An 18,228-nucleotide genomic window follows, 5' to 3' on the forward strand; every position below is an offset into this window, starting at 1 on the left:
AGGGACTTGGGTTGGGACAGGACCGCCGGAACCGTCGAGGAGCGTCAGCGGGTGAGATCGAAGGAAATATCGGTCTCGCCCAGGGTCCCCGTCTCGGTGTCGAGCTTGTCGAAGATCGTGTCGAGGATCTTGACCAGCACGGTCAGGCCGCCCTGATAGCCGAAGGTCGGGAAGCGGTGATGGTGGTGCCGGTCAAAGATCGGGAAGGTCAGCCGGATCAGCGGGATGTTCAGGTCACGCTCGATATACTTGCCGTAGCTGTTGCCGATCAGCAGATCGGTCGGCTCGGTCGCGAGGATCGAGCGCAGGTGCCACAGATCCTTCCCGGCCCAGACCTGGCAGCCCTGCCCGTAGGGCGAGGAGGCCAGCAGCTCTTCCATCTTCTTGGCCCAGTCCTTCGAGCCGTTGGTCGCCAGGCAGTGGGTCGGCTCGCCGCCGGTTTCCATGACGAACTTGGCCATCGCGTAAACGAAGTCCGGATCGCCGTAGATCGCGTAGGTCTTGCCGTGCAGATATGCCTGGCTGTCGGCCATCGCGTCGACCAGGCGGCCGCGCTCCAGCGTCAGGCAGTCGGGAACCGCCTTGCCGGTCAGTTCGCTGACGGTCATCAGGAACTCGTCGGTTCCGGAAACGCCCATCGGATAGTGCAGGGCGGCGGTTTTCTGGCCCTTCTCTTCACAGAATTCCAGCGTCCGGCGGGTGCAGTATTCCTGCAGCGACAGGGTCGCCTTGGCGTTGACCGCGGCCTTGACGTCATCCAGCTTGGTGCCGCCGGCATACATCTGGTAGTCGCCGTCCGAGGGGGTGTCGTAGACATCCGACACGTCCGACAGGATGGTGTACTCGACGCCCATGGCGGCCAGCATCCGGTTCATCTCGCGGATGTTGGCGACCGCGAAGCCGTCGAAGCCGGGGATGATGTTGATGCTGTCGGTCTCGGCGCGCTCGGCATCTTTCCAGAAGTGGGTCAGGATCCCCTTCTGCATGTTGTCATAGCCGTCGACATGCGACCCCACGAAGGCGGGGGTGTGGGCGAAGGGCACGTCGAAGTCCTCGGGCACCGAGCCCTTTTCCTTCGACTGGATGATGAACGAGTTGAGGTCGTCCCCGATCACCTCGGCCATGCAGGTGGTCGAGACGGCGATCATCTTCGGCTGGTAGAGCGCATAGGTGTTGGCAAGCCCGTCGACCATGTTGGTCAGCCCGCCGAACACGGCCGCGTCTTCGGTCATCGACGAGGACACCGCCGAGGCCGGTTCCTTGAAGTGACGCGACAGGTGCGAGCGGTAATAGGCGACGCAGCCTTGCGAGCCGTGCACGAAGCTCATCGTGCCTTCATAGCCCGCGGCGGCGAAGACGGCGCCCAGCGGCTGGCAGGCCTTGGCCGGGTTGATGACCAGCGCCTCGCGGGCGAGGTTCTTCTCGCGGTAGTCCCAGGACTTGGTCCAGTCGAGGATCTCGGTCACCTGGGGCGCGGTCGGCGCATTCTCGAACGTCGCCCGCTTGTTCTTGAACATTTCCTTGTATTCGGGCTCGTGGAACAGCTTGTTGTGGTCGAGCACCTTGTCTGCCGATTGGGGCATGGCTTGGGATCCTTCTTCGGGCCGTCCGCATTCCGAGACGCGGCCGAAAGGGTTGAGGGAGCTGGCGGGAGGTCTCGGCCCCCCGCCGAAGGCATCAGGCCGATTTCTTCCAGGGCGCGTCGAACAGGCCCCAGACCGGGTTGTTGATCGCCAGATCCATGTCGCGGGCGAAGATCGCGAAGCCGTCATAGCCGTGATAGGGGCCGGAATAGTCCCAGCTGTGCATCTGGCGGAACGGGATGCCCATCTTCTGCACCGGGTATTTTTCCTTGATGCCCGAGCCGACCAGATCGGGGCGCATGCCTTCGATGAACTTCTCGAGCTCGTAGCCCGTCACGTCATCGTAGATCAGCGTGCCTTCCTTGATGTACTCGCCGGTCCGCTTGTAATCGTCGCCATGGGCGAATTCGTAGCCGGTGCCGACGATCTCCATGCCGAGGTCGTGATAGGCATCGACCACGTGGCGCGGACGCAGCCCGCCGACATACAGCATGACCTTCTTGCCTTCGAGGCGGGGCTTGTATTTCGCCAGCACCGCGTCAACCAGCGGCTGGTACTTGGCGATGACTTCCTCGGCCTTGTCCTGGATGGTCTTGTCGAACTTGGCGGCGATGGCGCGCAGCGAGGCGGCGATCTGGCTCGGTCCGAAGAAGTTGTATTCCATCCAGCCGACGCCGTAATTCTCTTCCATGTAGCGGCAGATGTAGTTCATCGACCGGTAGCAGTGGATGAGGTTCAGTTTGGCTTTCGGCGCGTTCTCGATCTCGGTCAGCGTCGCGTCGCCCGACCAGGACCCGACCACGTTCAGGCCGATTTCCTCCAGCAGCATCCGCGAGGCCCAGGCGTCGCCGCCGATGTTGTAGTCGCCGATGATGTTGACGTCATAGGGGCCGGGCTGGTAGCTCGATTCCTCGCCGCCGTTGAACACCCAGTCGCGGATCGCGTCGTTGGCGATGTGGTGACCCAGCGACTGCGACACGCCGCGGAAGCCTTCGCAGCGAACCGGCACGATGGTCTTGCCGATGTCTTTCTTCTTCTTCTTCGAGACGGCCTCGATGTCGTCGCCAATCAGGCCGATCGGGCATTCCGACTGGACCGAGATGCCCTTGGCCAGCGGGAACAGCTCGTTGATCTCGTCGATCGTCTTCTCAAGCTTCTTGTCGCCGCCGAAGACGATGTCCTTTTCCTGGAAGTCGGTCGTGAACTGGAAGGTCACGAAGCTGTCGACGCCCGTGGTGCCGGTATAGTAGTTGCGGCGCTGGGACCAGGAATAGTGGCCGCAGCCCACCGGGCCGTGGGAGATGTGGACCATGTCCTTGACCGGGCCCCAGACCACACCCTTCGAGCCGGCATAGGCACAGCCGCGGATGGTCATCACGCCGGGGACCGACTTGATGTTCGATTTGACCGTGTCGCATTTCGACACGATCTCGGTTTCTCCTTCGGCCACGGGGGCCGCCACGCCCAGGTGCTTGGCGCGTTTCTTGGCCGACTTGGCGGGATAGGCGGAGAGGACCTCTTCGATCAGCTTTTCGGGCGCGATCGGATCGGGAATGTCTTTAGCCATCTGGCAGGCTCCTTGGGGCGGGGTGGGGGGGCCGGCTGGCGCGCCGGCCCCGCGATACTCAGGCCTCGGACGCGGCGATCGCGGCGAGCCGGTCTTCCTCGGACTGCATGATGCCGAAATCCATCAGCATCTCTTCCAGCTCTTCCATGGTGATCGGGGTGGGGACGACGCCCTGGCCCGAGTTGTTATGGATCTTCTGGGCCAGCTGGCGGTACTCGTCCGCCTGGCTGCTGTCGGGGGCGTACTGGATCACGGTCTCGCGGCGCAGCTCGGCGTGCTGCACGATGTTGTTGCGCGGCACGAAGTGGATCATCTTGCAGCCGAGCTTCGAGGCCAGCGCCTCGGCCAGTTCCAGCTCGCGGTCGGTCTGACGTTCGTTGCAGATCAGCCCGCCCAGACGCACGCCGCCGGAGTTGGCGTATTTCAGGATGCCTTTCGAGATGTTGTTGGCCGCGTAAAGCGCCATCATCTCGCCCGACATGACGATGTAGATTTCCTGGGCCTTGTTCTCGCGGATCGGCATGGCGAAGCCGCCGCAGACCACGTCGCCGAGCACGTCGTAGGACACGTAGTCCACGTCATCGTAGGCGCCGTTTTCTTCCAGGAAGTTGATGGCGGTGATCACGCCACGGCCGGCACAGCCGACGCCCGGCTCGGGGCCACCGGCTTCGGTGCATTTGATGCCCTTGTAGCCGATTTTCATCACGTCTTCGAGTTCGAGGTCCTCGACCGAGCCCGCTTCGGCGGCGAGGTGCAGCACGGTGTCCTGCAGCTTGGTGTTGAGGATCAGACGGGTCGAGTCCGCCTTGGGGTCGCAGCCGACGATCAGGATCTTCTGACCCATCTCGACCAGGGCGGCCAGCGTGTTTTGCGAGGTGGTCGACTTGCCGATCCCACCTTTACCGTAGAAGGCGATCTGTCTCAGAGAGCCCATGGGGATATCCTTTGCAGCTAGGTTCGTTTCCGTGTCGTGTCGCGAGAAGGCATCGCGGCCGCTCTCGACTGGAAATAAGCAGGAAGCGTGCCAAGCTGGTTTGGAATCTAAAGCCACGTAAATACAGTGTCTTGCGCGGATTTCGTTGACGCTGCGCGGATGTGTCGAACGCGACAAAGACCCGACAATTCCGCCCTGCTTCCGGCGTCTCGCCTGCGACGGGCGGTTCGTCATGGGTATTTGAGCCAAGAAGAAGCGGCAAAGAGCGCGGTCGTCTTTCTTCTTGGCCGAAATACCCAAATGCAGACGGCCCCCGAAGGGGCCGTCAGGTAAAACCGTGCGCGCGGCACGCGCGCGCCGCTGGATCTGCCGTCAGGCGGGGGCGCCCAGCGCCTCGGCCACCGCATCGAGCGGCAGGTCGAGCCGTTCGATCCCGAGCTCCTCGAGAAAGCGCGCCTCCATCCGGGTCAGATCGCCTTCGATCACCGCGGCATGGCCTTTGGCCGAGCGTTTGGCGATCTGGCGGGCGAAGGTTCTCAGCATCTGGTCGTCGAACCGGCAGCCGAGGAACAGGAAGGGGCGGCCGGTGCGGCGGTTCTGCACTTCCTCGGGGATCGGCGACTGAATGTCGATCTCTGTCAGAACCTCGACATAGTCGTTGTCGGACATCAGGAAGGCATGGCCTTCGCGGATCAGCCCGTGGGGCTTGTAGATCAGCATCTGCCAGGCGGGATCGGGCTCTTCGCCGACAAGGCTGCCCGACGCATCATAGGCGCGGGTCCAGATCTCGCTCCATTCGCCATGGCGGCTGACGCCCTGGACGAAGCCCCAGCCGCCGGTGCCCTCCGCGGCCGCGATCAGCGCGCCGTCATACCAGGCATCGACCACCAGCGGCGGGCGGACCTGGGCGATCCAGCGATGCAGCGGCCCGGGCTCGGGCCGCGCGGCGAAGGCCTCCTGCACGATGGCATCGAGGGTGCGGCGGAAGCGCCGGCCCTCGACAAATTGCGCGACCGACCAGAGGTTTCCCGAGGCGCGTTTCGGCGCGCGCACCCTGGCCTCGATCGCGGCGCAAAGCGCCTCGGGCGAGGCGGGCTGGCCGCCGCCCGCGGTGGCGGCGACGCCCGCGCCGAGATAGGGCACGCGGCGCCCGGCCGCGACCTCGTCGAGCAGCGCGGACAGTCGGTCCGGGGCCGCCATCCCGCTCACTCCGTCGAGAGGCGGCGCGCCTCGATCGTGATCGGCAGCGCGGGCGGCGTGTCATAGGCGGGCATGTCGAACACCCAGCCATTGGTCAGCTTCGCCCAGCCGCCCCAGATCCCGGGATGCTCGGAATCGACGATCAACTCTTCGAGGTCCTTCTTGGCCACGTAGACTTCCATGCCCTTGGGCGTGTCGCGAACGGTGATCTTCATGCGGTCTTCTCCTTGGCGGGGGTGTCGAGGCTGTCGAGTTCGTCGCGGCGCATGCCGACGATCGAGCGGCTGTCGATGAATTCGACCGCGTAGACGTAGAACTGCTGCAGGAAGGTGCCGATGTCGCGGACATAGCCGACCTCGCCCTTCCTGACCACGAATTCGCCGATCTCGCGGCCGGGCACGGTGCCGTCGTTGCGGATATGCTTGCGCGCGCGGACCTTCTCGCCGGGCTGGAAGGCGGGCGGGCCGTAAATCTCGATTTCCTTGTCATCCGTCGACATCGCTGTTCCTTTCGGCGGGAGGGGCGGCCGCCCCGATCTCGGCCAGCCGGTCGGCCGCGGCCTGACGGACCGGCGCTTCGGGATCGTCCAGAAGCCTGCGGGCAAGCGCGGCCCCGGCGCGTTCGGCGACCGCATGGCGGACCCGGAGGTCGCTGTCCTCGGCGAGCGGCCCGAGCCGGGCGGGGTCGATCCGATGGGCCACGGCGCGGCGCACCGCGGGGTCGGGATCGACGATCAGCGGGTCGAGCCAGCGCGGCGCCACCCGCTCGGCGACCAGCTTGCGGATTTCGGGGGCGGGGTCATGGGTCAGGATCGGCAGCACACCGGGATCGGCGCGCCGGGCCGCGACCTGCCGCACGAAGGGATCGGGGTCGCGCAGAAGCGGCACCAGATCGGCAAAGGGCATCCGCCAGGCCAGCGCGATCCGCACCTCGCGGTCGGGATCGTCCAGCGCGGCCTTCGACTGCGCGGCGGGCAGGCGGACCGCCGCGACCGCGCGCACCCCCGGATCGGGGTCGTTCAGCAGCGGGCGCAGGCGGAAGATGTTGGCGAGCCGCGCGGCATTGGCGCGGGTCTCCGAATAGGGATCGTCCAGACAGCTATCGGCCGCGTCGGGGTTCATCATGAAGAACCGCGCGATCCTCGGCGCATAGCGGTCGAAGGCACAGGACCAGCCCGGGCCGCATTGCTGGCGGGCCAGAAGCCCGGAAAACCGGCAGGCGGCGCAGTCAAGCGCCGTTCCCTGCCAGTCGACCGGGTCTGGACCGCCGGTCATGCAGGATCAGGCCGGAACGCAGGTGTTCGGCACCGGGCAGACGGCCGCGCATTGCGGGGCGTCGAACTGGCCTTCGCATTCGGTGCATTTCTCGGCATCGATGATGTAGGCGTCGCCCTTGAACTTGATGGCGGCGTTCGGGCATTCGAATTCGCAGGCGCCGCAGACGGTGCATTGCGATTTGACGATTTTCAGGGCCATGGGAGTCTCCTTCGGGTTTGGTCTTGGCCGGGTCACGCGCTCTCGGCAGTCCGTCCGGGGCGCGCGGTTTTCGAGTGCAGGACGGCGGCGATGGCCGTCTCGATGTAATCCTGGGCGAGGCCGTCGATCGCCTCGATACCGGCCTCGGCCAGGCGTTTCTTCGGGCCGGCTCCGATCTTGGAACAGAGCACGTAGGGCACATCCTCAAGCACCCGCAGGATCTCGTCCATGCGCGCTTTGTCGCCATGCCCGCCCAGGCAGTAATTGTCGGCGCGGCGGTGGCCGACGAAGCGGATGCCCTCGGCATCGGCCTCGTAGATCTGGAACTCGGTCACCTTGCCGAAATGCATGTTGATGCGGCCCGAGCCACGGGTGCAGACCGCAAAAAGCGTCGATTTCCCGGTCTCGGCCACGGTCGCCTCGGCCTGCGCTGCGGCGGCGGCGCGGTCGCGGCGTTCCTCGGCCACCCAGTCGCGATAGGCGGTGCGAGCTTCGGACGCGTCCGCGATCACCTCGGGCAGCTTGTCCAGCGTGAAGTCCTGGCCCCGGTCCTCGCCCAGAAGCCCGACCGCATCGGCGCGGCACTGGCGGCAATGGCGCATCAGGTTGGCGCCGCCCGCGCAGGCGTCCTGCACCTTCTTCAGCTCGGCGCCGGTCGGGCCGCGCTGGCCGGTCAGGCCGAAATGGGTGCCATGCGCCGGGTCGGAAATCAGCGGCATGATGTTGTGCAGGAAGGCGCCGCGCGCCTTGACGGCCTTGTTCACCTCGATCAGGTGCTCGTCGTTGATGCCGGGGATCAGCACCGAGTTGACCTTCACCAGAACCCCGCGCGCCTTCAGCATCTCGAGGCTCAGCATCTGGCGGTCGCGCAGGATGGTGGCGGCCTCGATCCCGGTGCGGCGCTTGCCGTCGTAGAAGATCCAGGGATAGATGTGCTGCCCGATCTCGGGGTCGATGGCGTTGATGGTGATGGTGACGTGGTCGATGTTCATCGCCACGATCTCGTCGATATGATCGGGCAGGGCGAGCCCGTTCGACGAAAGGCAAAGCTTGATGTCGGGCAGGTCCTTCGAGACCAGATCGAAGGTGGCCTTGGTGCGGCGCCAGTCATAGGCGGCATCGCCCGGGCCCGCGATCCCCAGCACCGACAGCTGCGGCACCGAGGTCGCGACCGCCAGCACCTTGCGCGCCGCCTGCTCTGGCGTCAGCCGTTCCGACACCACGCCGGGGCGGCTTTCGTTGGCGCAGTCGTACTTGCGGTTGCAGTAGTTGCACTGGATGTTGCAGGCGGGCGCGACGGCCACATGCATCCGCGCGAAGTAGTGATGCGCCTCTTCCGAATAGCAGGGGTGATCCTTGACCTTGGCCCAGGTTTCCGGGTCCATGTCGGCCGGGCCTTGCGACGATCCACAGGACCCCGACGAACAGCCGCCGCCCTGGGCCATCGCCTCGCCCATGTCCTTGCGGGACGCGACCTGAAGGCCGGAAATCGGGATCAGAGTGGCGGACATCGGCACGTCTCCTCGCAGAAATCGGGTTCCGGAAAAGAAAGAAGCATTCAGCGTGCCAAGTCTTGTGGGCGGGCCGGACCCCTTGTTTGCAGCGCGTTCGGGTGCTGCGGCGCGGGCGGCGACGGAACAACGATCCGACAGAACGTCTGAAACCCGACAAAGGGGTGTGGGCTGTGCGGGGGCGCAGACGAAAGGGGCGGCCCCGTCCGGGACCGCCCCTCGTTTGGTCTGCGCCGGGGGCGAAGCCCGCCGAAGCCCGCCTAGAACCGGCGCAGCGGGATGTTGTGCTTTTTCAGCGCATAGCCGATCTGGCGCGGGGTCAGGCCCAGAAGCCGCGCGGCCTTGGCCTGCACCCAGCCCGCGCGTTCCATCGCATCGACCAGCCGGGCGCGTTCGTCCTGGGGTTCGGGCTCGACCGGCGGCGGTGCGGCAGGTGCCTGGCAGGCGGGAGCCGCTGCCGGCCCCTCGCCGAAGCCGATCGGACAGGCGGTCGCCGGCGGGCGCTGGCCCACGCCGCTGTCGATCACCGGCAGGGGTGTGCGCACCGCGGCAAGCCCGCCGATCGGAGACTGCTCGCCGGTCTGCATCCGCCACAGCTCGGCCGAGAGGCAGGTGCCCTGATGGCAGGCCAGTTCCTGCGCGCCGATCTCGGTGCCCGAGGACAGCGCCGCGACCCGGCTGATGCAGTTTTCCAGTTCGCGCACATTGCCCGGGAACTGACAGCGCGCCAGCGCCGAGACGGCCTGCGGCGTCATCCGCTTGTTCATGCCGTTCTGTTCGTTGAACCGGTCGAGGAAGGCCTGCGCCAGTTTCGGCACATCTTCCAGCCGGTCGCGCAGCGGCGGCAGCAGGATCGGCACCACGCAGATCCGGAAGTACAGATCGGCCCGGAACGCGCCGCGCGCCACCGCCGCCTCGAGATCGCGGTTGGTGGCCGTCACCAGCCGCACATCGACGCGCAGGGTCTTGGCGCCGCCCACGCGTTCGAATTCGCCTTCCTGCAGGATCCGCAGCAGCTTGACCTGGAATTCGGGACCGATCTCGCCGATCTCGTCAAGGAACAGCGTCCCCTTGTCGGCCAGTTCGAACCGCCCCTTCTTCTGCGCCACGGCACCGGTGAAGGACCCTTTCTCATGGCCGAACAGCTCGGATTCCAGCAGCGACTGGCTCAGGGCCGCGCAGTTGACCTTGACGAAGGGCTTGTCCTTGCGGTCCGACAGCGCATGCACCGCGCGGGCGAACAGCTCCTTGCCGGTGCCGCTTTCGCCGCGCAGAAGCACCGGCGTCCGGGTCGTCGCCACCTTGCGGATCTGCGCGATCACCGACTTGATCGCCGGGCTGTCGCCGATGATGCCCCGGATCGGTTCCGCCGGAACCCGCGCCTCGGCCACCGACTTCTCGTTGGCATGGCGCAGCGCCAGCCGCGCCTCTTCCATCAGCCGCTCGCGGTCGCGCGCGACCAGACGGCGGAACTTGACCGACTGTTCGAGGATCGCGGCGACCATGGTCATCACCCGCTGGTCCTCGTCGATATTGGGATAAACCTCTTCGGTCAGGTCGCGCCAGGCGCCGAGCACGCCGATCACATAGGGCGAATGCACCTGTTCGCGGATCGGCACGGCGATGAAGGCAAAGCGGTCATGCGGCGCCTGCGGCGGCAGCGCCTCGGGGCCAAGCTCGCCTGCCACGTCGCAGGAGACAAGCGCCACCCCGGTCCGGAACACCGCCCTAGTGGCGGCGACCGGCATCGCGCGGCTGGCCGCGGGCGCGCTGGCCGCCCCGCGTGAGGTGGCCGCGATCACGAAGGGGTTCACCTTGCCGGACGCGGTCTGGCCCGCGCCGCTGTCGTCGAGCAGCGCCAGAGCACCCATTTGAAGGCCCATGAACGAGGACAGGACGTTCAGGACGGACGGCATGGCCGCGACCGGGTCGCTTGCGCCGGTCAGGATCTTGGCGGCCTCGCAGACGGTGTCGAGCGGAAACCGCTCGCGAACGTCAAACTTGGGCAGCGCGGGACTGCCGCTCAGAGTCATACTGGTGGAGGACATCGCGCATCTCTATGCTTCTGATTGAATAATTCCAACGCTTTGCGCGCTTGTCCAATGGATTGTCGGAAACGGGACAAAATGACAGGTCACTTTCCGTTTTCTTTAATCGCCCTGCCTGAATGAAAGACAGTTGATGCCGCGCTGCCGCATATTTCGGCGGTCGTTTGAAATGAATCGGACATGATTTGTCATTGGCGGCGCAATCTTTTCGCCCCGCGCCCGCCGGGACGGGTCCCGGCCGAGTCGAAGCCGGGGCGGGGCCTGCAAAGGGAAGGGCCGGCGCGATGACCGGCCCTTCTGAGGTGCCCGGAGACAGACGGTCGGGCTAGCGTTGCATCACCTCGGCGCTCGGCCGCGGCGTGGCATCGGTTTCAGGCGGCAGGACCGGCGTGGTGATCGCGGGCATGGTGCCGGTCAGGCTGTCGAGGAAGGCCACGATCCGGGTCGCTTCCTCGTCCGAGACATCCTCGCCCAGCTGGGCCGCGCCCATCACCTGCACGGCGGTTTTCAGGTCCCAGACCTTGCCCGAATGGAAATAGGGCGCGGTCAGCGCGACGTTGCGCAGCGGGGCCGCGCGGAACACGTATTCGTCGCTGGCCGTGGCGGTCACCGAATAGCGGCCCTTGTCGCCCTCGGGCAGGATGTCGGCGCCGGGTTTCTCGACCAGACCGAAGGGGAAATAGCCGTTTCCGCCCAGGTTGACGCCGTTGTGGCAGGTCACGCAGCCCTTGTCGACAAAGAGCTGAAGCCCCTCTTTCTGGGTGTCATCCAGCGCCATCTCGTCGCCGTTCAGGAAGGCGTCGAAGGGGGCCGGGGTGATCAGCGTCGCCTCGAAGGCCTCGATGGCGCGGGCCATGTTGTCGAAGCTGACGGCATCGGCCTCGCCCGGGAAGGCGGCCTCGAACCAGTCGATATACTGGCCCATGGATTTCAGCGTCGCGACCACGTTGTCGGGGGTGTTGGCCATCTCGACCCCGGCCTGTACCGGCCCCTTGGCCTGGGCTTTCAGGTCTTCGGCGCGGCCGTCCCAGAACTGGGCGATGTTCAGCACCGCGTTCAGCACGGTGGGCGCGTTGCGCGGGCCTTTCTGCCAGCCATGCCCGATCGAGGTTTCCAGGTTGTCGTCGCCGCCGGTGGTCAGGTTGTGACAGGAATAGCAGGAAAAGACGCCCGAGGCCGACAGGCGCGGGTCGAAGAACAGGGCCTTGCCGAGGTCGATCTTTTCGGGCGTTGCGCGGTTGTCGGCCATTTGCGGTACGGTCGAGGGCAGGGGCTCGAAATAGTCGAGCGCCATGTCGCGCAATTCGGAGGCGGCGGCCGGCACGGCGAGCGCGGTGGACAGAAGGGCTGTTGCAAGGAGGCGTGTCATGGGATGAACCGTTTCTTTTGGATGGTTCGCGCGAAATTGAAATTAGAAGACGTCTAGATTGGCACTTTGACCTCGATCAAGTTTGCCCTTCTTTCGGGCATCTGCGGCCGCAGGTCGCAACCGGGCGCGGCGCGGGGTCTCGGTTGCGCGGTCGAGAGTCTTTGTAAAATTCAGCGAAATCAGTTTGCCCGAAGGGTTTTCGCATGTCGCGCATCAAGCGGAATGGGCGCCGCGCCCCATGCCGGGGGCGATGTCGCAGCACGTGACTGGCTGCGGCGGGGCGTCGTTGGGGGCGATGCTTCGGGGGGCCTGCGGCTGTCCTTTGCAGGCCGCGGTGACCGGGACCTCGCATCTTTTGCGCGGTCGGCGGCAGAGCCGCGCTCAGACCGCGCCGATCGGACCCATCAGTTCGGCGAGGATCTGCTCGACCGGCAGGTTTTCCGCGACCGGCGGATCGGCAATCCAGAGCCCGGGTTCGGGGTCGACGCCGCGCGCAGGCGGCAGCGCGTCCAGCGCGGCGCCAAGGCTTGCCGGCGACAGCGCCCCCGCCACGGCCGCCCGCGCGGTGGGCAGCGCGGTGTCGCACCACTCCTCGGCCGCGTCCCAGTCGAGGCCCGGGATGCGGCAGCAGGCCAGCGGGAAGGCCCGCCCCGACCGGTCGCGGCTGGGCAGGATCAGCGCGGTCAGCGTGCCCTTGCCCAGCTCCAGCGTGGCCCTCAGGCCGGTGTCGGGCCAGGACCCGGGCCAGGCCGAGCGCGTTGCCAGATGCGCCTTCATCCAGCGGTCGAGCGCGATCCGCATCATCCCGGGCACGCCCTGGGTGACGAAATCGCCCGCCATGGGGATCTTTCCGAAGAATCCGGTGGCAGGAGTCACGGCGCCTCCGGGTCGGAAGCGGTCAGCGTCCCGCGGCATGCGACCGGACGGGTGGGCGACGGGCAGACACGCGCGCGCCCGCGCGGACCCGCGGCGGCACGGGGCGGATGCGGCCGGGTCGCACCCACCTCAAGCACGGGCCCCGATCTCGCAGTCGATTTCGTCCGGGGTCCCGGCCGACTGGTCGGCCGCCTGCTCGATATAGCGGATGATGACCGCCTCGAAGATCGGATCGACCCGTTCCCGCAGCGCCGTGGGGCCCCCGTCGGCGCCGAGGATCTCGTAAAGGCTGATCGCCGCATTGGTCAGGGGGATCGTCAGATAGTCCAGGTCCCTGTGCATGTCGTCGCAGGACGTCCACAGCACGGTCCTCGCCTCGGGGAAGGGCTTGCCGATCAGACGCGCCGGCGCGAGATGCGACGCGGCGGCGTCGTCCCCTTTCCGGATCGAAAGCGGACCCAGGGCGGGGCGGCCGCGGCCATGTCCCGTTCCGGCGCCGGTGCGCAGGTCGCGGTCCGGCGCGCAATGAATGTCAAAGACGTCGATCTCGCGCTCATGCCCGGGGCGGACCGATTCTCCCTCGATGTCGGGCAGCTTCATGCAGGCGGTCAGGGTCATGGCGGTCCTCCCGGGAAATCGGCGATATGGGAACGAAGGCTGAAGGATCGGGCCGCCCCCGACAGATCGCACCGCAGGGTGTGGCGGCGCTCAGGCCGCGCGGTCTTCGAAAGATCCGCAATCCGGTTCCGGCAGTGCCCTCGAACGGCACCGGGCAGGCAAACGAGTCGACCAAAGCCCAAGTCCATAAAATCGGTTTCAATCTGGTGATATTCTCAGAATCATGCGCGCACCGCAACGGTGGGGAAATTTTGTTGCTGGCTCTGTGCCGTGGCCTGAAAGGGCCGCGCACCGTCGAGACAAAACGATCCGGCCCGCACCGGAGGGTGCGGGCCCAAAAGGGTCGAAAGCTCTGCCCGTGGAACGCCCGTCAGGGACCGGCAGCCGCGAAGTCCTGCCAGATGGCGTCCAGCGCGCCGCTGCTTCGCCCGCCCGGGAAGGCCAGAACCTCGGCGCCGGGGGCGTCCTGGCGCAGCCGGAAGCGCGCCACCATCGCTTCAAGCTGTTCGGTCTGATGCCGCAGGGTCGCGGCGGCGGCGGTGGTCGCCTCGACCATCGCGGCATTCTGCTGGGTGACCCGATCGAGCTGGCTCACGCCGATATTGATCTCGCCAAGGCCCACGGACTGTTCCTGTGCGCCGGTGGCGATCCCGGCCACCAGCTCGGCGATCTGGCCGACGCGGGCGACGATGTCCGCCAGCGCATCGCCCGCGCGGTTGACCAGCGACACCCCGGCCTCGACCTGATCCGAGCTGGTGACGATCAGCGTCTTGATCTCTTTCGCCGCCTCGGACGACCGTTGCGCCAGCGCCCGCACCTCGGAGGCGACCACGGCAAAGCCCCGCCCGGCCTCGCCCGCCCGCGCCGCCTCGACGCCCGCGTTCAGCGCCAGAAGATTGGTCTGCAAGGCGATGTCTTCGATCACCCCGATGATCTGGCTGATGCCCTCCGACGACGCCTTGATCTGCGCCATCGCCTCGACCGCCTGTCGCACGACATCGCCATTGCGTTCGGCGTCGCTCTGGGCCTCGCGTGTCACATCGGCGACCTGCGCCGCCCCGTCGGCCGCCATCCGCACGCTTGCGGTCAACTCGTCCATCGCCGCGGCGGTCTCTTCCAGCGTGGCCGCCTGGTTTTCGGTGCGCCGTGACAGGTCGTCCGACGACCCGCCGATCTCGTCGGAAAGCGCGTGAATTTCGGTGCCGTTGCGCGCCACCGCCCCGATCAGCCGGTTCAACTCGTCCAGGGTCGCGTTGAAATTCGTGCGAAGCGGTTCGAAATCGGCGGGAAAGCGCAGATCGAGCCGGTGGCGGAGGTCGCCCTCGGCCAGCCCATGCAACCCCTTGGCCAGACATGTCACCACCACATGCTGTTCGGCCCAGTGGTCGTAGCGTTCGATTTCCGACAGACGCTCGCGGTCTTCGACACTGGCGCGTTCTTCCAGCATCCGGCGCAGATCGACAAGCGCGCCCCTCAGGCGCGCGATTTCGGGGGGCGCAAGCGGCAGGCGGGGCAGGTCGGCCAGACGGCCCTCGGCCAGAGCCGTCGCCGCCCGGGTCATCCGGGCCAGGGGCCAGAGCCCGAAAAGCGCGGTGGCCAGCGCGATGGCCGCGGCCCCGGCCCCGGTCCAGAGAAACGCCGCGCCAAGATCGCGGGTCAGCGCCCGGGCGGCGGTCTCGCTTGTGGGCGCCCCGGCCGCGAGCCGGGCGAGCCGGTCGTAGAAGTGAAGCTCGGCGCCGATGAGGGCGGCCAGCGCGGCGGCCAGCAGAAGCACAGACCACGGGACGGGCCTGCCGACAGGCGGTTTCCGGGCAGAGACGGGCATGCGGGATCCTCGTTACGCGGGCACTGGGGGACGGGTCGGTCTGAAGGGGCAGTCTGAAGGCGCAGGGAAACGGGCCGGGATCTTGCGGGGCGTGACAGGGCGCCGGAGCGGCCCGGCCCCCATGTTTTCGCCCGGAAAGATTGCCGGGACCTTTACGCAACCGCATCCGGCGACGTCGCGGTGACATTAGGACCGGGTTAACGCTGCCGATGCAGAGTGCCCGCGCACAGCCTTCACTCCGGAGCGCCCGATGAGCCAACAGTCCGACATGATCGCCGAAGTCGCGGCGGCCCAGATCAAGCACCTCAAATGGCGCTCGCACCTGGCGGCGGCCATTGCCCAGGGCCGGTCCGAATTCACACCCGAAAAGGCCGGTTGCGACAAGAGCTGCGATTTCGGCCGCTGGTTTCATGGCGCCGCAATCCCGCCGGACCTGAAGGCGGGCAAGGGCTGGCAGGCGATCGACGCCGCCCACGCCGCCTTTCACGCCACCGCCGCGCAGGTGCTGGGCCTGGCGCTGGCGGGCCGCGCGGACGAGGCGCGGACGATGATGGGCGGCGCCTTCGCAGAGCGGGCCGACCGGGTTCTGAAGGCGCTGAGCCTGTGGAAACTGGACCTCGCGACCGGACGCGCCCAGCCCTAGCGAACGCCGCCGGTCCGCGGCGCGTGCGGGCCCGGGCCCGGCTTGCGCCTTTCCCCTCGTTTCGGATGCGGCGACCGCGCGGCACCGGCTGCGGCGCCTTGGCCGGTTGCTTGTGCCGTTGCCGATTGCAGCGCCCGTCGCCCCGGCCTAAGACACGCCGCGACAGCAACGAGAGGCCCCTCCGGATGACCACCGACACCGATTTCGCCGCCGCGCTCCAGCACAAGATCGACTTCAAGACCAAACCCCTGGGCTCACTCGGCCGGATCGAGGATCTGGCGACGGTCATGGCCACGGTGCAGGGCACGCTGAGCCCGCGGATGGACGGCTGCGAGCTGACGATCTTCGCGGCCGATCACGGCATCGCCGCCGAGGGCGTGTCGAAATTTCCGCAGGAAGTGACGCGGCAGATGGTGCTGAACTATCTGGCGGGCGGGGCCGGAGCCAATGCCTTCGCGCGCGCTGTCGGCGCCCGGATGAAGGTCGTCGATGCCGGGATCGCGGGCGAGCCTTTCGGCCTCGAGGGCCTGATCGAGCGCCGGATCGGCGCGGGCACGAAAAGCTTCCTGCACGAGCCCGCGATGAGCGCCGAGGACTGCGCGCGCGCGCTGGAAGAGGGCCGCAAGCTTGGTGCCGAAAGCCCCGCCGATGCGGTGGCCTATGGCGAGATGGGGATTGCCAACACCGCCTCGGCGGCCGCGCTCGGCCACAAGCTGACCGGGGTCGGGCTCGACATCCTGGTGGGTCGCGGCACCGGGCTTGACGATGACGGGCTGACGCACAAGCGTCAGGTGCTGGAACGTGCCGCGGCGCGGACCGCCGATCTTGGCCCGCAAGAGGCGCTGGCCCAGTATGGCGGCTTCGAGATCGCAATGATGGCCGGGGCGATGATCGGCGCGGCCGAGGCGAAGAAGGTCATCATCGTCGACGGGTTCATCGCGACATCGGCGGCACTTGCCGCCGCACGCATCGTGCCTGCGACCCGGGCCGCGATGGTCTTCTCGCACCGCTCCGAGGAACAGGGCCATGGCGCGCTGCTCGACGCGCTCGGGGCCGAACCTCTGCTGCGGCTCGGGCTTCGGCTGGGCGAGGGCACCGGCGCGCTTCTGGCCTGGCCGCTGCTGAAGGCCGCGGGCGAGATGCTGAACACCATGGCCAGCTTCGACGATGCCGGCGTGACGGGGCCGCAATGACCCCGGCCGCCCGGCTGGGCGAAGAGGCGCGGCTGGTCGTGCTGGCGCTGCAATTCGTCAGCCGCCTGCCGCTGCCCGCCGATCCGGGCTACACGCCCGACCGGATGCGCCGGGCGACGCGCTATTTTCCGCTGTGCGGGGCGCTGATCGGCGCGGCTCTGGGGCTGGTCTACGCGGCCGCGGCGGCGGTCTTTCCCCCGGCGGTGGCGGCGGTCCTGACACTTGCCGCGGGCGTGCGGCTGACCGGCGCGCTGCACGAGGACGGGTTGGCCGACATGGCCGACGGGCTTGGCGGCGGGCTGACGCGCGAGCGGGCGCTGGAAATCATGCGCGACAGCCGGATCGGCAGCTATGGCGCGGTGACGCTGATGCTGGCGCTGGGGCTGAAGGCGGCGGCGCTGGCCGGGCTCGGCGCGGCGGCGGGCGGCTGGGCGGCGGCGGGCGCGCTGGTTGCGGCCCATGGGCTGAGCCGTCTGGCGTCGGTGATCGTGATGGTGCGGCTGCCCTATGCGCGGACCGAGGGCAAGGCCGCCTTTGCCGCCGCCGGTCCCGGCCGGGACGGGATGGCCATCGCCTGGGGGACCGGCACGCTGATTGCGCTCGGCCTCTGGATCGGTGCGGGATTTGGCGCGGCCGCGACCGCGCTGGCACTGGCGGCGGCGGTTACGCTCTGGATGGCGCGGATGCTGACCCGGCGGCTCGGCGGGCATACCGGAGACGGGCTGGGCGCGGTGCAGCAGGTCTCTGAGATCGCGATCCTGCTGGGGCTTCTGGCATGGGCGTGATCCTTCTGCGCCACACCCGCCCGGAGGTGGCCGAGGGCACCTGCTACGGCCGCACCGACTATCCGCCCGCGGAAAGCTTCTCCGAAGAGGCGGCAGAGGTTCTTGCGGCGCTTCCTCCGGTCCACCGGGTGCTGTCCAGCCCGCTGCTGCGCTGCACCCGTCTGGCCGATCACATCGGCGCGGCGCGCGACCTGCCGGTCGAGATCGATCCCCGCCTGATCGAGATCGATTTCGGCGCCTGGGAGGGCACGCCCTGGGCCGAGGTGCCGCGCGACGGGCTCGATCACTGGGCCGCGCATTTCTACGACTCGCGCCCCCATGGCGGCGAAAGCGTCGGCATGTTCTATGCCCGCGTCGTGCCCTTTCTCGACGAGATGCATGGGACCGGCACGGTTCTGGCGGTCACCCATGCCGGACTGATGCGGGCCGCGCTTCACCATGCCGGGCGCGAGGGCGCCTGGCAGATGAAATTCCCCTATGGGAGTTTCATCGAACTGCCCTGAAGCCGATCCGTCGCCGATCCGGCGGAGCGCGTGCCGCGCACGCTTTCACTGGGCGGCCCCTTCAGGGCCGCGATTCCTTGGGGTATTTCTGCCAAGAA

Annotated in this window: 18 protein-coding genes; 4 read left to right on the forward strand and 14 right to left on the reverse strand. The window is 67.5% G+C overall.

The features are described from left to right. Positions 1 to 44: 44 nt before the first annotated feature. The 14 genes from nifK to BYZ73_RS24085 all read right to left on the reverse strand — a co-directional run bounded on the left by nifK (position 45) and on the right by BYZ73_RS24085 (position 14,955). Positions 45 to 1,583 (reverse strand): nitrogenase molybdenum-iron protein subunit beta, encoded by a 1,539-nt coding sequence (nifK, locus tag BYZ73_RS16675; RefSeq protein ID WP_108023142.1) that lies wholly within the window; start codon positions 1,581 to 1,583, stop codon positions 45 to 47. Between the two features lie 94 nt (positions 1,584 to 1,677). Continuing rightward, positions 1,678 to 3,150, reverse strand: coding sequence for a nitrogenase molybdenum-iron protein alpha chain (gene nifD / locus BYZ73_RS16680; protein ID WP_108023144.1), 1,473 nt, complete (start codon positions 3,148 to 3,150; stop codon positions 1,678 to 1,680). Positions 3,151 to 3,208: 58 nt separating this feature from the next. Beyond that, positions 3,209 to 4,084, reverse strand: coding sequence for a nitrogenase iron protein (gene nifH / locus BYZ73_RS16685; protein ID WP_075786406.1), 876 nt, complete (start codon positions 4,082 to 4,084; stop codon positions 3,209 to 3,211). Positions 4,085 to 4,456: 372 nt separating this feature from the next. After that, on the reverse strand, positions 4,457 to 5,284 hold the full coding sequence (locus tag BYZ73_RS16690) for an SIR2 family NAD-dependent protein deacylase (RefSeq protein WP_112316813.1): 828 nt from the start codon (positions 5,282 to 5,284) through the stop codon (positions 4,457 to 4,459). 5 nt (positions 5,285 to 5,289) lie between these two features. Then, positions 5,290 to 5,499: a putative nitrogen fixation protein NifT gene (nifT, locus tag BYZ73_RS16695; protein ID WP_108023147.1), complete on the reverse strand. Its 210-nt coding sequence runs from the start codon at positions 5,497 to 5,499 to the stop codon at positions 5,290 to 5,292. Then, the gene (locus tag BYZ73_RS16700; protein WP_075786403.1) at positions 5,496 to 5,783 is read right to left on the reverse strand and encodes a nitrogen fixation protein NifZ; all 288 of its coding nucleotides are present in this window, start codon (positions 5,781 to 5,783) and stop codon (positions 5,496 to 5,498) included. The genes nifT and BYZ73_RS16700 overlap by 4 nt, the downstream gene beginning before the upstream one ends. Beyond that, complete coding sequence (locus tag BYZ73_RS16705) at positions 5,770 to 6,558, reverse strand: 4Fe4S-binding leucine-rich repeat protein (RefSeq protein WP_112316814.1); 789 nt, start codon at positions 6,556 to 6,558, stop codon at positions 5,770 to 5,772. The genes BYZ73_RS16700 and BYZ73_RS16705 overlap by 14 nt, the downstream gene beginning before the upstream one ends. A 6-nt stretch (positions 6,559 to 6,564) precedes the next feature. Then, the gene (locus tag BYZ73_RS16710) at positions 6,565 to 6,759 is read right to left on the reverse strand and encodes a 4Fe-4S dicluster domain-containing protein (RefSeq protein ID WP_075786401.1); all 195 of its coding nucleotides are present in this window, start codon (positions 6,757 to 6,759) and stop codon (positions 6,565 to 6,567) included. A 32-nt stretch (positions 6,760 to 6,791) separates the two neighbouring features. Continuing rightward, the gene (gene nifB / locus BYZ73_RS16715; RefSeq protein ID WP_112316815.1) at positions 6,792 to 8,270 is read right to left on the reverse strand and encodes a nitrogenase cofactor biosynthesis protein NifB; all 1,479 of its coding nucleotides are present in this window, start codon (positions 8,268 to 8,270) and stop codon (positions 6,792 to 6,794) included. Between the two features lie 260 nt (positions 8,271 to 8,530). Beyond that, complete coding sequence (gene nifA / locus BYZ73_RS16720; protein WP_425451095.1) at positions 8,531 to 10,318, reverse strand: nif-specific transcriptional activator NifA; 1,788 nt, start codon at positions 10,316 to 10,318, stop codon at positions 8,531 to 8,533. 325 nt (positions 10,319 to 10,643) lie between these two features. Next, positions 10,644 to 11,687 (reverse strand): cytochrome-c peroxidase, encoded by a 1,044-nt coding sequence (locus BYZ73_RS16725; RefSeq protein WP_108023154.1) that lies wholly within the window; start codon positions 11,685 to 11,687, stop codon positions 10,644 to 10,646. A 381-nt stretch (positions 11,688 to 12,068) separates the two neighbouring features. Further along, positions 12,069 to 12,602, reverse strand: coding sequence for a type VI secretion system-associated protein TagF (tagF, locus tag BYZ73_RS16730; protein WP_112316817.1), 534 nt, complete (start codon positions 12,600 to 12,602; stop codon positions 12,069 to 12,071). Positions 12,603 to 12,692: 90 nt separating this feature from the next. Further along, positions 12,693 to 13,181, reverse strand: a complete 489-nt coding sequence (locus BYZ73_RS16735; RefSeq protein ID WP_112316818.1) for a type VI secretion system tube protein Hcp — start codon at positions 13,179 to 13,181, stop codon at positions 12,693 to 12,695. Between the two features lie 370 nt (positions 13,182 to 13,551). Continuing rightward, on the reverse strand, positions 13,552 to 14,955 hold the full coding sequence (locus BYZ73_RS24085; RefSeq protein WP_342768217.1) for a methyl-accepting chemotaxis protein: 1,404 nt from the start codon (positions 14,953 to 14,955) through the stop codon (positions 13,552 to 13,554). Positions 14,956 to 15,256: 301 nt separating this feature from the next. On the opposite strand from BYZ73_RS24085, the gene BYZ73_RS16745 reads away from it, so the two are divergent. The 4 genes from BYZ73_RS16745 (at position 15,257) to cobC (ending at position 18,130) form a co-directional block, all read left to right on the forward strand. Continuing rightward, entirely contained in the window at positions 15,257 to 15,649 is a 393-nt protein-coding gene (locus BYZ73_RS16745; RefSeq protein ID WP_108023162.1) for a CZB domain-containing protein, read from the forward strand. A gap of 185 nt (positions 15,650 to 15,834) precedes the next feature. Next, a complete protein-coding gene (gene cobT, locus BYZ73_RS16750) occupies positions 15,835 to 16,842 on the forward strand; it encodes a nicotinate-nucleotide--dimethylbenzimidazole phosphoribosyltransferase (protein ID WP_112316819.1) in 1,008 nt (335 codons plus the stop codon). Beyond that, positions 16,839 to 17,627 (forward strand): adenosylcobinamide-GDP ribazoletransferase, encoded by a 789-nt coding sequence (cobS, locus tag BYZ73_RS16755; RefSeq protein WP_112316820.1) that lies wholly within the window; start codon positions 16,839 to 16,841, stop codon positions 17,625 to 17,627. The genes cobT and cobS overlap by 4 nt, the downstream gene beginning before the upstream one ends. After that, the gene (gene cobC / locus BYZ73_RS16760) at positions 17,618 to 18,130 is read left to right on the forward strand and encodes an alpha-ribazole phosphatase (RefSeq protein WP_112316821.1); all 513 of its coding nucleotides are present in this window, start codon (positions 17,618 to 17,620) and stop codon (positions 18,128 to 18,130) included. The genes cobS and cobC overlap by 10 nt, the downstream gene beginning before the upstream one ends. Positions 18,131 to 18,228 lie beyond the last annotated feature (98 nt).

This window comes from Rhodovulum viride (assembly GCF_003265965.1).
In the GTDB taxonomy this organism is placed as follows: domain Bacteria; phylum Pseudomonadota; class Alphaproteobacteria; order Rhodobacterales; family Rhodobacteraceae; genus Rhodovulum; species Rhodovulum kholense.